At 65.7% G+C, this 12,986-nt stretch carries 14 protein-coding genes; 13 read left to right on the plus strand and 1 reads right to left on the minus strand.

From position 1 onward, the window contains the following. Position 1: 1 nt before the first annotated feature. The 8 genes from ccoS (at position 2) to FOB72_RS04190 (ending at position 5,450) form a co-directional block, all read left to right on the plus strand. Positions 2-196, plus strand: coding sequence for a cbb3-type cytochrome oxidase assembly protein CcoS (gene ccoS / locus FOB72_RS04155; RefSeq protein WP_150371362.1), 195 nt, complete (start codon positions 2-4; stop codon positions 194-196). 191 nt (positions 197-387) lie between these two features. After that, the gene (gene ccoN, locus FOB72_RS04160) at positions 388-1,770 is read left to right on the plus strand and encodes a cytochrome-c oxidase, cbb3-type subunit I (RefSeq protein ID WP_263364772.1); all 1,383 of its coding nucleotides are present in this window, start codon (positions 388-390) and stop codon (positions 1,768-1,770) included. A gap of 18 nt (positions 1,771-1,788) precedes the next feature. Next, positions 1,789-2,445, plus strand: a complete 657-nt coding sequence (gene ccoO, locus FOB72_RS04165; protein ID WP_150371363.1) for a cytochrome-c oxidase, cbb3-type subunit II — start codon at positions 1,789-1,791, stop codon at positions 2,443-2,445. A 4-nt stretch (positions 2,446-2,449) separates the two neighbouring features. Next, positions 2,450-2,632 carry a cbb3-type cytochrome oxidase subunit 3 gene (locus FOB72_RS04170; RefSeq protein ID WP_150371364.1) on the plus strand — a complete coding sequence of 61 codons (183 nt, stop codon included), beginning with the start codon at positions 2,450-2,452 and terminating at the stop codon, positions 2,630-2,632. Next, entirely contained in the window at positions 2,629-3,546 is a 918-nt protein-coding gene (gene ccoP / locus FOB72_RS04175; RefSeq protein WP_150371365.1) for a cytochrome-c oxidase, cbb3-type subunit III, read from the plus strand. The genes FOB72_RS04170 and ccoP overlap by 4 nt, the downstream gene beginning before the upstream one ends. Beyond that, positions 3,543-4,988, plus strand: coding sequence for a cytochrome c oxidase accessory protein CcoG (gene ccoG / locus FOB72_RS04180; protein ID WP_150371366.1), 1,446 nt, complete (start codon positions 3,543-3,545; stop codon positions 4,986-4,988). Before ccoP ends, ccoG begins: the two co-directional genes overlap by 4 nt. Before the next feature lie 16 nt (positions 4,989-5,004). Beyond that, positions 5,005-5,196 carry a hypothetical protein gene (locus FOB72_RS04185; RefSeq protein WP_150371367.1) on the plus strand — a complete coding sequence of 64 codons (192 nt, stop codon included), beginning with the start codon at positions 5,005-5,007 and terminating at the stop codon, positions 5,194-5,196. After that, on the plus strand, positions 5,193-5,450 hold the full coding sequence (locus FOB72_RS04190) for a hypothetical protein (RefSeq protein WP_150371368.1): 258 nt from the start codon (positions 5,193-5,195) through the stop codon (positions 5,448-5,450). The genes FOB72_RS04185 and FOB72_RS04190 overlap by 4 nt, the downstream gene beginning before the upstream one ends. A 23-nt stretch (positions 5,451-5,473) precedes the next feature. Here FOB72_RS04190 and fnr read toward each other — a convergent pair whose 3' ends face one another. Next, the gene (gene fnr / locus FOB72_RS04195; RefSeq protein ID WP_150371369.1) at positions 5,474-6,199 is read right to left on the minus strand and encodes a fumarate/nitrate reduction transcriptional regulator Fnr; all 726 of its coding nucleotides are present in this window, start codon (positions 6,197-6,199) and stop codon (positions 5,474-5,476) included. 82 nt (positions 6,200-6,281) lie between these two features. On the opposite strand from fnr, the gene FOB72_RS04200 reads away from it, so the two are divergent. The 5 genes from FOB72_RS04200 (at position 6,282) to nusA (ending at position 12,923) form a co-directional block, all read left to right on the plus strand. After that, the gene (locus tag FOB72_RS04200; protein ID WP_150371370.1) at positions 6,282-7,067 is read left to right on the plus strand and encodes a sulfite exporter TauE/SafE family protein; all 786 of its coding nucleotides are present in this window, start codon (positions 6,282-6,284) and stop codon (positions 7,065-7,067) included. Positions 7,068-7,663: 596 nt separating this feature from the next. After that, positions 7,664-8,638: an SMC-Scp complex subunit ScpB gene (gene scpB / locus FOB72_RS04205; RefSeq protein ID WP_150371371.1), complete on the plus strand. Its 975-nt coding sequence runs from the start codon at positions 7,664-7,666 to the stop codon at positions 8,636-8,638. A 5-nt stretch (positions 8,639-8,643) separates the two neighbouring features. Continuing rightward, a complete protein-coding gene (rluB, locus tag FOB72_RS04210) occupies positions 8,644-10,734 on the plus strand; it encodes a 23S rRNA pseudouridine(2605) synthase RluB (RefSeq protein ID WP_150371372.1) in 2,091 nt (696 codons plus the stop codon). A gap of 228 nt (positions 10,735-10,962) precedes the next feature. Next, entirely contained in the window at positions 10,963-11,451 is a 489-nt protein-coding gene (gene rimP, locus FOB72_RS04215) for a ribosome maturation factor RimP (RefSeq protein WP_150371373.1), read from the plus strand. Then, positions 11,448-12,923, plus strand: a complete 1,476-nt coding sequence (gene nusA, locus FOB72_RS04220; protein WP_150371374.1) for a transcription termination factor NusA — start codon at positions 11,448-11,450, stop codon at positions 12,921-12,923. The genes rimP and nusA overlap by 4 nt, the downstream gene beginning before the upstream one ends. The last annotated feature ends 63 nt before the right edge of the window (positions 12,924-12,986 follow it).

Below are 12,986 nucleotides of genomic sequence, written 5' to 3' on the forward strand. Positions count from 1 at the left end.
GATGGACATGCTCTACCTGCTGGTGCCGATGAGCCTCGTACTGGTGGCGCTGATTGCCGGCGCGCTCTGGTGGGCCATGCATGCGGGTCAGTACGACGACCTCGACCGCCCGGCGGAAGCCATCCTGCTCGACAACGACAGCGTGACGCCGCGCAACACCCTCGAAAAAAGTTCATCGCAATTTCCTCAAAGTTGATGGAGGTCAACGCCGGGTCGATGACGCTTCACTAAAGTCGGGTCGTCATCGGGGTTTTTTATCTCACTTTTGCATTGGGGGTCTGAATGGAAGTCACCACCGCTGCGTCTCGCGTGCCGGATCTCGCGAGCACGCGCGCGGATACCCGCGCAGGAACCTTCAACTACGGCGTGGTGCGGCAGTTCGCGATCATGACCGTGGTCTGGGGGATCGTTGGCATGGCTGTCGGCGTCCTGCTGGCGGCGCAACTGATCTGGCCGGATCTCAACTTCAATACACCGTGGCTGTCGTTCGGCCGGCTGCGGCCGCTCCATACCAACGCGGTGATCTTCGCGTTCGGCGGCAGCGCGCTGTTCGCGACCTCGTACTACGTGGTGCAGCGCACGTGCCAGGCTCGCCTGTTCTGCGGCCCGCTGGCCGCGTTCACGTTCTGGGGCTGGCAGGCGGTCATCGTGGCGGCCGTCATCACGCTGCCGATGGGCATCACGAGCTCGAAGGAATACGCCGAGCTCGAATGGCCGATCGACATCCTGATCACGCTGGTATGGGTCGCCTACGCAATCGTGTTCTTCGGCACCATCATCCGCCGCAAGACGCGCCATATCTACGTGGCCAACTGGTTCTTCGGCGCCTACATCCTGACCATCGCGCTGCTGCATATCGTGAACAACATCGAGATGCCGGCGTCGATGTGGAAGTCCTATTCGGCGTACGCGGGCGTGCAGGACGCGATGGTGCAATGGTGGTACGGCCACAATGCGGTCGGGTTCTTCCTCACCACGAGCTTTCTCGGGATGATGTACTACTTCATCCCCAAGCAGGCCGGCCGCCCGATCTACTCTTACCGGCTCTCGATCGTCCACTTCTGGGCGCTCAACTTCACCTACATGTGGGCCGGCCCCCACCATCTGCAATACACGGCGCTGCCCGACTGGGCCCAGTCGCTGGGCATGGTGTTCTCGCTGATCCTGCTCGCGCCGTCGTGGGGCGGCATGATCAACGGGATCATGACGCTGTCGGGCGCCTGGCACAAGCTGCGCACGGACCCGATCCTCAAGTTCCTCGTCGTCGCGCTGTCGTTCTACGGCATGGCCACGTTCGAAGGCTCGATGATGTCCATCAAGACCGTCAATGCGCTGTCGCACTACACGGACTGGACGATCGGCCACGTCCATTCGGGCGCACTGGGCTGGGTCGCGATGATCTCCGTGGGCTCGCTCTACTACCTGATTCCGCGCCTGTTCGGCGAGAAGCAGATGCACAGCGTGCGGCTGATCGAATGGCACTTCTGGATCGCGACGATCGGCGTGGTGCTTTATATCGCGTCGATGTGGATCGCGGGCGTGATGGAGGGCCTGATGTGGCGCGCCACGCAGCCCGACGGCACGCTGACCTACGCATTCGTCGAAGCGGTGAAGGCCAAGTATCCGTTCTATCTGATCCGGTTGCTGGGCGGCCTGTGCTTCCTCTCCGGGATGCTGATCATGGCCTGGAACGTGTACCGCACGATCGCCGGCAAGCGCGCGGTGGACGCGCCCATTCCGGACGGCCTGGCCCCGGCCGCCGCGCACTGATAGGGAAGGATGTCGAAGATGTCAGCACAACAACAGAAGTTCTGGTCCCACGAAACCCTCGAGAAGAACGTCGGCTGGCTGATCGTGGCCACGATCATCGTGGTCAGCATCGCCGGTCTCGTGCAAATCGTGCCGCTGTTCTTCCAGCATTCGACGACGCAGCCCGACCCCGGCATCACGCCGTACTCGCCATTGCGCCTGATGGGCCGCGATATCTATATCCGCGAAGGCTGTGTGGGCTGCCACTCGCAGCAGGTGCGCACGCTGCAGGCGGAGACCGAACGCTACGGCCACTTCTCGACGGCCGGCGAATCGGTGTTCGACCATCCGTTCCTGTGGGGCTCCAAGCGAACCGGTCCGGACCTCGCGCGCGTCGGCGGCCGCTACTCGGACGACTGGCAGCGCGTGCACCTGCGCAATCCGCGCGACGTGGTGCCCGAATCGGTCATGCCGTCATATCCGTGGCTCGAGAAGACGCCGCTCGCCACCGACAGCGTCCAGGCGCGCATGCACGCGCTCAAACGATTAGGGGTGCCTTACACCGAGGACGAGATCGCGCACGCGCCCGAGGCGCTCGCGGGCAAGACCGAGGAGGACGCGATGGTCGCGTATCTGCAGGGCCTCGGCATCAATCGCCGCAACGTGCGCATCGACGGTGCGCCGGCCAAGGAGTAAGGCCATGGCCATGCTGACCGCGATCGCCACCGTCATCTCCATGGTGGTCTTCCTCGGCATCTGCTGGTGGGCGTGGTCCGCGCACCGGCAGGCCGCCAATCTCGAGTCCGCGCTGCTGCCTTTCGCGCTGCCGGACGAAACGACAACGCGCCCCACAACGTCTCCCGACGGGGAGCTTCGATCATGAGCGATTTCACTTCCGGATTCTGGAGCTATTACATCGCCGCCATCGCACTGGTCGGTATCGTGTGGTGTGCGTGGCTGCTGCTGTCGCAACGCCGTATCGCCGCGCAGCAGACCGGCGCCGCCGCCGATACGGGTCATGTCTGGGACGGCGACCTGCGCGAACTGAACAACCCGCTGCCGCGCTGGTGGATGTGGATGTTCCTGCTGTCGTGCGTGTTCGCGCTCGCCTACCTCGTGCTGTACCCCGGGCTCGGCGCGTACCGGGGCGTGCTCGGCTTCTCGACGCAGGGCGAACTCGCGGCGCAGCGGCAGGCGGCCGAGGCGACGCAGCATGCGATCTACGCAAAGTACATGCAGATGGACGTCAAGGCGGTGGCCGCCGATCCCGAGGCGCACGAGATCGGCCAGCGGCTGTTTCTCAATTACTGCGCGCAGTGTCATGGCTCCGATGCGCGGGGCAGCCGCGGCTTTCCGAACCTGACCGATACCGACTGGCTGTATGGCGGCGATCCCGATACCATCCGCCAGACCATCACGAAGGGCCGCAACGGCAAGATGCCGTCGTTCGCTGCCGCTGTCGATGGCAAGCTCGCCGGCGACGTCGCCCAGTATGTGCGATCGCTGTCGGGACTCGCCTACGACCCGATTCGCGCATCGCGCGGCGAAGGCACGTTCAAGACCACCTGTGCGGCCTGCCACGGAAGTTCGGGCAAGGGCAATCAGGCCCTCGGCGCGCCGAATCTCTCGGACAACGTCTGGCTCTATGGCAGCTCGGAGGGCACGATCGTCGAGGCGATTCTCAAGGGTCACGACGGCCATATGCCCGCGCATGAGGAAATTCTGACGCCCGAGCGCATCCAGATGCTGACCGCCTATGTCTGGAGCCTGTCCAATACGGATGGGGCGTCGCGATGAATGACAACAGCTGGCGGCCGATGTCGATGCCCGGTGCGGAGAGTTCCGACGAGGCACTCTACGAGGTGCGGCGCAAGATCTATCCGCGCTCGGTCACCGGCGCCTTCGACCGCTGGCGTGTCTGGCTCGTGATTCTCACGCAGCTGATCTTCTATGGCACGCCATGGCTGCAGTGGAATGGCCGGCAGGCGGTGCTGTTCGATCTGGGCGCGCGCAAGTTCTATATCTTCGGGCTCGTGCTGTGGCCGCAGGACGTGATCTACCTGTCGGTGCTGCTCGTGATCTCGGCGCTCGCGCTGTTCCTGTTCACCGCGATCGCAGGGCGCCTGTTCTGCGGCTACGCGTGTCCGCAGACGGTCTACACGGAGATCTTCCTGTGGATCGAGCGCCGGATAGAAGGCGACCGTTTCGCGCGTATCCGGCTCGACGGCGATCCGTGGTCGCTGCGCAAGCTGCGGCTCAAGGCCACCAAACACGCGTTGTGGATCGTTATCGCGCTGTGGACGGGCTTCACGTTTGTCGGTTTTTTCACACCCATTCGCGCGCTGGGCGGCCAGGTCGCCAGCGCCGGGCTCGGGCCGTGGCAGACGTTCTGGATGCTGTTCTATGCGTTCGCGACGTGGGGCAACGCGGGATTCATGCGCGAGCAGGTGTGCAAGTACATGTGCCCGTACGCGCGTTTCCAGAGCGTGATGGTCGATCGCGACACGTTCGTGGTGACCTATGACGTCGGCCGCGGCGAGCCGCGCGGCAGCCGCGGCCGCAAGGCCGATTACCGTGCCGCGGGCCTCGGCGATTGCGTGAACTGCAGCATCTGCGTGCAGGTCTGCCCGACCGGTATCGATATTCGCGACGGCCTGCAGTATGAGTGCATCGGCTGCGGCGCCTGCATCGATGCCTGCAATCAGGTCATGGACAAGATGGCCTATCCGCGCGGGCTGATTCGCTATACATCCGAGAACGCAATGCGGCAGAGCCTGTCGCCGGAGGCCGCGCGCCGCCGGCTGCTGCGGCCGCGCGTGCTGATCTACTCGACCGTCTGGCTCGCGCTCGTCGCGGGACTGGCGGTATCGATCGCGCTGCGCGCGCCGCTCAAGGTCGACGTGCTGCGCGACCGCGGCGCATTGAGCCGCGAAGTCGAGGGCCGGTGGATCGAGAACGTCTACCGGCTGCAGCTGATCAATACGACCGAAGCGCCCATGCAGGTGCGCGTGCAGGCCAACGGCCACGACCTGGCCGGTATCAGCATCGAATACGACCCCACGGCGGAGGCGCTGGCGCCGGCATCGAACCGGCTCGTGCCGGTCCGCATCCGCGTGCCTATCGAGGCCGCGCGGCCGGGCACGCACAAGATCGATATCGCGGTAACGGCGGAGCAGGGCGGTCATCAGGTGGCCGATGTCCGTCAGGCCACGAGCTTTATCGTGCCGCGCAATCTCTAGGGAACAGGGAGTTCACATGCAGACGCAACAAGGTAGACCGTGGTGGAAGGAACCGTGGCCGTGGCTGCTGATGAGCGGCCCGCTGCTGGCCATGATCGGCTGCGGCGTGACGATCTGGCTCGCCGCGCAGCATGCGGACCGGCCCGTCGCCGACGCCGAGCATCGCGGCCTGGTGGTCAAGGCCGTGCCCGAAGCGAGGCATCCATGAACGGACACACACGTTGGCGCTGGCTGATGTGGGTGTTGTGGCCCGCATTCCTGGTGGCTGGCGTGGCGACGGCGGCGGTGTTCTCGCTCGTCGATCCCAGCGACCTCATGCTGTTCGGCCATCCGCTCGAGGCATCGCGCGAGGCCGTGTACACGGTGGGTTTCCTGTCGGCGTGGATGCTGTGCGCGGTGTCGAGCGGACTCACGCTCTACACGCTGCCCGCACCGCTTGCAGAGACCGACGAACTGGAATGAATGCGGAGTGAGCGACGATGCCGTCAGCAGCTGCGGCTGTAGATCTGCCTGAGACCATCGACGTCAACGAGCTTGACATGGCGCTGACGAATCTGGATGAGTCCGGCCTCGGCGAAGCGCGAGAACAGGCGGCTGACCGTCTCGAGCTTGAGCCCGAGGTAGCTGCCGATTTCCTCGCGGCTCATGCGGAGCACGAACTCGGTAGACGAGTAGCCGCGCGCGGACAGGCGTGTGGAAAGGTTGATCAGGAACGCGGCCAGTCGCTCTTCCGCGCGCATCGAACCGAGCGTCATCAACATGAGCTGGTCCTGCGAGATCTCCCGGCTCATCAGGCGCAGGAACTGCTGTTGCAGAGAAGGCAGTTCGCTGGAGAGTGCGGTGAGGTCGTTGAAGCGGACCACGCAGACTTCGGTGTCCTCGAGCGCCGAAGCATCGGACGCGTGCTGCATCTCGCTGAGGCCATCGAGGCCCACGATCTCGCCGGGCAGATGGAAGCCCGTGATCTGCGAGCGCCCGTCTTCCATCGTGACATGCGTCTTCAGCGTGCCGAAGCGCACCGCGTAGACGGCGGTCAGCGGATCTCCCATGCGATAGAGCGTCTCGCCCTTGTGCACGCGGTAGCGTTCCTGCACGAGCGTATCGATCTTCTCGAGGTCCTGCTTGTTCATGCCGACGGGCAGGCACAGTTGGCCCATCGCACACGTGGAGCAACGGGGGGACATCTCGGTGATCGGGATGGGCGTGAGCAATTGAGACCTGTCGGTGAAGCGCGCTCGCGGGGGCACGATGAATGCATTCTAGCGTGCGCGCCTAGACGAAAGCGAGGAACAGTTGATATTTGAGGTACTTTTCAGTGTCTTCCTATTAGCGTTATTGGGTGGCATTCATTGCGCGGCAATGTGCGGTGGCATTGCGATCGCCGTTTCGCCAGAAGCAAAGGCTGCGGGTTCGCCGGTGCCGCTTATCGCGCGGCAACGCATGCATGCATGGCGGCGCGCGTGGTGGCGCGACACGCTCGCGATGCATGCGGGCCGTGTGTCGACATACATGATGCTCGGCGCCGCGATGGGGGCGATTGGCGCGCTGGCGTGGATGCATGACGTGCTGCCGCTGCAGCGCTCGCTGTTCGCGCTCGGCAGTGCGATGCTGATCGTCGCGGGCGTCTGGCTGATGCGGGGCGGCGCGGTGCGCATGGCATGGCTCGAACGGGTGATGGCGCGCGTGGCCGGCGCAATGCACACAACGGGCGCAATGGGCGCGACAGGTGCGCGCGTGCATGCGATGTGGGGGCGCCTGGGTCCGGTGCCGCGACGCTACGTCACCGGTCTCGCATGGGGGCTCGTCCCGTGCGGCATGGTCTACGGCGCGCTCGGGCTCGCGTTGCTGGCGGGCAACGCCGCCTCGGGTGCGCTGGTGATGGGCGCGTTCGGTCTCGGCACGCTGCCGAATCTGCTCGCGCTGTCCGGCTTCTCGGGCTGGCTGCGGCGCCAGGCGAGGCGCCCTGCGGTGCGGACGCTGGCCGGGCTGGCGGTGGCGGGCTTTGGCGTGGCTGGCATCGCGCGTGCGGCCCTGCTGCCGGAAATGCTGGCCCGGCACGGCTTCTGTCTCGTGCTCTGAGCGCGGGGCGGAGGAAGGGAGCCGGAGGGGGGCGGGAAGGGAGTCGGGAGGGGGCGGGTTGCAGGCGCCCCCGGATATGCCATACAATCGCCGGAACCACGGTATCGCGCACGTAGTCTTTGTGGCGTCCGCGGCATCGTCAGTGTGATGCCCCCCATCAGGGGGGATATCGACGGATCCCATGCTCAGGCGTGACAGATCCACCCCCACGGTATTTCTGGTTCAAAAGATCTGGTTCAAAAGACCGGGCCGCGCCGTGGAGTGGCGATGCCGGCCCCGGGGCGCTTTCCTGCCCGGGCCCGATATCCGTTGATCTTGCCGTTGCAGCGAGCGGTTCGCGGCGACGACGTCCGCCCCTGAGGGAGAAGGCGCGACGCAAGAGGTCCATCGGTCGGCCACGCCGGACGCCGGACAATCTTCTGCCGGAATGACCGGCAAATCGATGCATCAAAACGAAGTGCACGGCTTGAGTGCGACACGCATGCGAGTTGGCTGCGCGACGAGATGGCGGTGGTAATCGGCCGCTGTATCCGAAATCTCCCGTGCTTTCGGGACTTTGTCCGGAAGCAGGTGCAATACAGGCTGCACGCAATCACATGAATACCCAAGAGGCGAAGATCGTCCTCGAGACCGCGCTGATCTGCGCGCAGGAGCCGCTGCGCGTGAACGATCTGCGCAAGCTGTTTGCCGACGATGTCGGTGCCGACACCATCCGCGTGCTGCTCGAAGAGCTACGCCAGGACTGGCTGCAGCGCGGCGTGGAACTGGTTGCGCTCGCAAGCGGCTGGCGATTCCAGAGCCGGCCGGAAATGCGCGAGTACCTCGATCGCCTGAATCCGGAGAAGCCGCCCAAGTATTCGCGCGCAGTGATGGAAACGCTGGCGATCATCGCGTACCGGCAGCCCGTGACGCGTGGCGACATCGAGGAAATTCGCGGTGTGACCGTGAGCACCGAAGTGATCAAGAAGCTCGAGGACCGGAGCTGGATCGAGGTCATCGGGCATCGTGACGTGCCGGGCCGTCCCGCGTTATATGCGACGACCAAGGCGTTCCTCGACGATCTGGGCCTGCGCACGCTCGATGAGCTGCCGCCGCTGGAAGATGCCCAGGCGCAGGTGCAGGCCGCGCTGCTGGACCAGCAGGCGATCGATTTCGAAGAGGTGGCCACGGCCAACCCGCAGGTGAGCGCGAGCGGCGACGAGGAAGCCTTCGCGGAAGCCGCGCCCGAAGAGACGAACGCCGAGACGGTTGCTGAATCGGTCGCCGAGACGAGCGCCGAGACGGACGCCGAGACGGGCGCCGAATCGGTCGCTGAATCGCAACCCGAGCACGCCGAAGCGCAACCCGAAGCCCAGGCAGAGGCGCAACCCGAAGCGGATATCGCGGAGGAAACCGGCGCGGAACCCGAGCCCGCGCCCACGCTTCAAAACGGTCCGGATGACGAGGCGCCTGTGGAACAGGCCCACGGCATCCACGAGGACATCGACGCGTCCGCCGGGGAGGCATCCCCGGCGTCGCCGGACGGCAGCACGCCGCATCCGGCCGAGGACGATGAGCGCGTGTCCAACTGAACAACATGCAACATCCGATAGTGAATATTTTGTCTGATTCCGTTGATCAAGACGTCCGCCAGCCGGACGATGCCGGTGCGCCCGACGCATCCGGCACGGACGGCGCGCCGCGCCGCAAGGGACTGCGCCGTGGCCTGCGCAATCTGGTGGCGTCCCGCCGCCAGTCCGCGCAGGACCGCGAGCCCGGCCGCGCGGAAGGTGGCGAGGGCGATGCGTCCGGCGCGGGCAGCGATGCCGCTGCCGCCGCGCCCCGCGAGCCGCGTGCCCGCGGCCGGCGCAAGCCCGCGGCCCCGGTGGCGGCCGCCGGCGAAGGTGCCGACGGCGATCAGGCCGTGGCGGGCGAGGGTGGCGACGGTGGCGCGCAGGCACAGCCGCAGGGCCAGCCCGGCGGCGGCAATCGCAAGCGCCGCCAGCAGCCGCAACGCAAGGCCGCGCTCGTCGATGGCGAGGCGCGTCCCGCGGCCGGCAATGCACAAGGCAAGCGCGGCAAGGGCGGTAGCCGCGGCCAGGGCGGTCAGCAAGGTAACCAGCAGGGCAATCCGGGTGGGCAGAAGGCCGGCGGCCGTGGCGAGCGTGCCGAACGCGGCGACCGCAAGGGCGAGCGCGCCGGCGGCGCGGGCCGCGGTGGCAAGGGCGGTCAGGGTGCTCAGGGCGGTCAGGGCAGCGAGCTGCTCGTCAAGTCGCCCGCCAAGGCCGCGGCCGGTGCCGAAGACCTGTTCAAGTTCGTGATTTCCGAGCAGTACGACCAGGAAGACATGGTCGTGCCGCGCACCAAGGCCAAGCCCGTGCGCGAGCTCTCGGCCGAAGACGATGCGCCCAAGCTGCACAAGGTGCTCGCCGAGGGTGGCCTCGGCTCGCGCCGCGAGATGGAAGAGCTGATCCTGCAGGGTCGCGTGTCCGTCAACGGACTGCCCGCGCATATCGGCCAGCGCATTCTGCCGACCGATCAGGTGCGCGTGAACGGCAAGCTGATCCATCGCAAGATCTCGACGAAGCCGCCGCGCGTGCTGCTGTATCACAAGCCCGCGGGCGAGATCGTCAGCCAGTCCGATCCGGAAGGCCGTCCGACCGTGTTCGACAGCCTGCCGCGCATCAAGACCGGCAAGTGGGTGGCCGTGGGTCGCCTCGACTTCAATACCGAAGGCCTGCTGATCTTCACGACGTCCGGCGACATCGCCAACCGCTTCATGCATCCGCGCTACGGCGTGGAGCGCGAGTACGCGGTGCGCACGCTGGGCGAGCTCGGCGAGTCCGATCGCCAGCGCCTGCTGCATGGCATCGAGCTCGACGACGGCGAGGCCAACTTCCTGCGTATCGCGGACGGCGGCGGCGAAGGCGTGAACCAGTGGTATCACGTGGCGCTGACCGAAGGCCGTAACCGCGAAGTGCGCCGCATGTTCGAGGCCGTCGGCCTGACCGTGTCGCGCCTGATCCGGACGCGCTACGGCCAGTTCCTGCTGCCGCGCGGCCTCAAGCGCGGCCGCTGGCAGGAGCTGGAAGCCGCGGACGTGCGCACGCTCATGGCCGGCATCGGCCTGAAGGCGCCTGCCAAGGGCGAGCAGCAGCCGAAGGGCGCCAGCAAGGTGAGCGGCCGCAAGGCGCGCACCGAAGCCGCGATCGCCGGCATGCCGATGCCGACGGGCATGGATGGCCTGCCGCGCTTCGAGAAGAGCGGTCCGCGTGGCGGCAGTGGCGCCGGCCGCGGTCAGCCCGATCCGATGCAGACCTCGATGGGCTACATCCCGACCGGCCCCGCGCCGCTGACGTCGCATACGACCAAGTTCGGCGGCGGCCAGGGTGGCCTGCGCGGCGGTCAGGGCGGTATGCGCGGCGGTCAGGGCGGCATGCGCGGTGGCATGGGCGGCGGCGGTGGCGGCACCGGTGGCGGTCTCGGTGGCGGCCGTGGCGGCCGCTCGCAGCCGCCGCGCCGCGGTGGCGGCGATGTGAATGGCAATGTGATGCCGAAGGCCGCGAAGGGTGGTAACGGCGGTGGCAACGGCGGCGGAAATGGCGCCGGCGGTGGCGCGGGCGGCAACAATCGTCGTCAGCGTGGCCGCGGCGGTCACGGCGGCGGCGGCCATGGCGGCAATCGCTGAGCAGCTTGCCGCACGCGGCGCCCGCGAGGGTGTCGCGTGTCGCCCGGGGCCTCGGCCCCTGGCGCGCGGCGTCCAGCAGGCTTTTGCCTTTTGGACATAATCCGCGTATAATCAAAGTCTATTCAAAGTGTCATCCTCCACGTGAGGGTGGGCGAATGATGGGCATTGCGCCCATTTTTTTTTGGTTCGCCCGCTTCAAAAATTTGAAGGTTCTTACTCGGGATTACAGTGCATCTGGCAGATTTGATCGAAACCACCCTGAACGGCATGGGCTACGAATTGGTGGATCTTGAGCGTGCCCCGGCTGGACTACTGCGTGTTTTTATCGATCAGCCGGATACCGGTATCGTCATCGAGGACTGCGAAAAGGTCAGTCGGCAGCTCACGCACGTCTTGACGGTCGAAAATATCGACTACGAGCGCCTGGAAGTCTCCTCGCCGGGGCTGGACCGGCCGCTGAAGAAGCTGGCCGACTATGTCCGCTTCGCCGGTGCCGAAGCGCGCGTCACGCTGCGCCTGCCTGTCAACGGCCAGAAAAATTTCGTCGGCATCCTGCGGGAGCCCACGGGTGAGGCCGGGGCCGAGAAGGTTGGCCTGGAATTCGAAGGCAAGGACGGCCCGGCACTGCTGGAATTCGCCATATCCGATGTCGACCGCGCACGGCTCGTGCCGGTGTTCGACTTCAAAGGAAATCAAAGAAAAGGGAACAAGCAATGAGCCGCGAAGTTCTGTTGCTCGTCGATGCGCTCGCGCGTGAAAAGAACGTCGACAAGGATGTGGTATTTGGCGCGCTGGAAGCGGCACTCGCTTCCGCGACCAAGAAGCGTTTCGAGGAAGATGTCGATATTCGTGTCGCGATCGACCGTGAATCGGGTGAGCACGAGACGTTCCGCCGCTGGCTGGTCGTTCCCGACGAACAAGGCCTGCAGGAGCCGGACAAGCAGATCCTGCTGTTCGAAGCCCGTGAGCAGAATGCCGACGCGCAGCTCGACGATTTCGTCGAGGAGCAGATCGAGTCCGTGGAATTTGGCCGTATCGGCGCGCAGGCTGCCAAGCAGGTGATCCTGCAGCGCATCCGCGATGCCGAGCGCGAGCAGATCCTGAACGACTACCTCGATCGCGGCGAGAAGGTGATGACCGGTACGGTCAAGCGTGCCGACAAGAAGGGTCTGATCGTCGAGTCGGGCCGCGTCGAGGCGCTGCTGGCACGTGACCAGATCATTCCGAAGGAAAACCTGCGCACCGGCGACCGTGTGCGCGCGTATATCCTCAATGTGGACCGCGCCGCGCGTGGCCCGCAGATCGAACTCTCGCGCACGGCGCCCGAGTTCCTGATCAAGCTGTTCGAGAACGAAGTGCCCGAGATGGAACAGGGCCTGCTCGAGATCAAGGCTGCCGCACGGGATCCGGGCGTTCGCGCGAAGATCGCAGTCGTGGCGCACGACAAGCGCATCGATCCGATCGGTACCTGCGTGGGCGTGCGTGGCACGCGCGTGACGGCGGTGCGCAACGAGATCGGCGGCGAGGCGGTGGACATCGTGCTGTGGTCGGAAGATCCGGCGCAGTTCGTGATCGGCGCCCTGGCGCCGGCGCAGGTCCAGTCGATCGTGGTCGATGAGGAAAAGCACAGCATGGACGTGGTGGTGGACGAGGAAAACCTCGCCGTCGCCATTGGCCGCAGCGGTCAGAACGTACGCCTGGCGTCGGAGCTGACCGGCTGGCAGATCAACATCATGACGCAGGAAGAATCGGCGCAGAAGCAGGCCGAGGAAAGCGAAGTGGTGCGCAAGCTGTTCATGGCCAAGCTGGACGTGGACGAGGAAGTGGCGGACATCCTGATCGAGGAAGGCTTCTCGACACTTGAGGAAGTCGCTTACGTCCCCATCAATGAAATGATGGAGATCGAAGCGTTCGACGAGGACACCGTCAACGAGCTGCGCAACCGCGCACGCGATGCGCTGCTGACGATGGAACTGGCCCGGGAAGAAAAGGTGGAAGAGGTGTCGCAGGATCTGCGCTCCCTCGAAGGCCTGACTCCCGAGCTGATCGGCAAACTGGCCGAAGGCAATATCCACACGCGCGACGACCTGGCCGAACTGGCCGTCGACGAGCTGGTCGAGATGATCGGTGTGAGCGAGGACGATGCCCGCGCGCTGATCATGAAGGCACGGGAACATTGGTTCAACTGAGGGACACGGCCGGGACGTGTTCCGGCCGCGCGCTTTCCGCAACAAACTGTCCCGACGTAGAAA

The sequence above is a fragment of the Cupriavidus pauculus genome (assembly GCF_008693385.1).
Classification (GTDB): Bacteria; Pseudomonadota; Gammaproteobacteria; order Burkholderiales; family Burkholderiaceae; genus Cupriavidus; species Cupriavidus pauculus_D.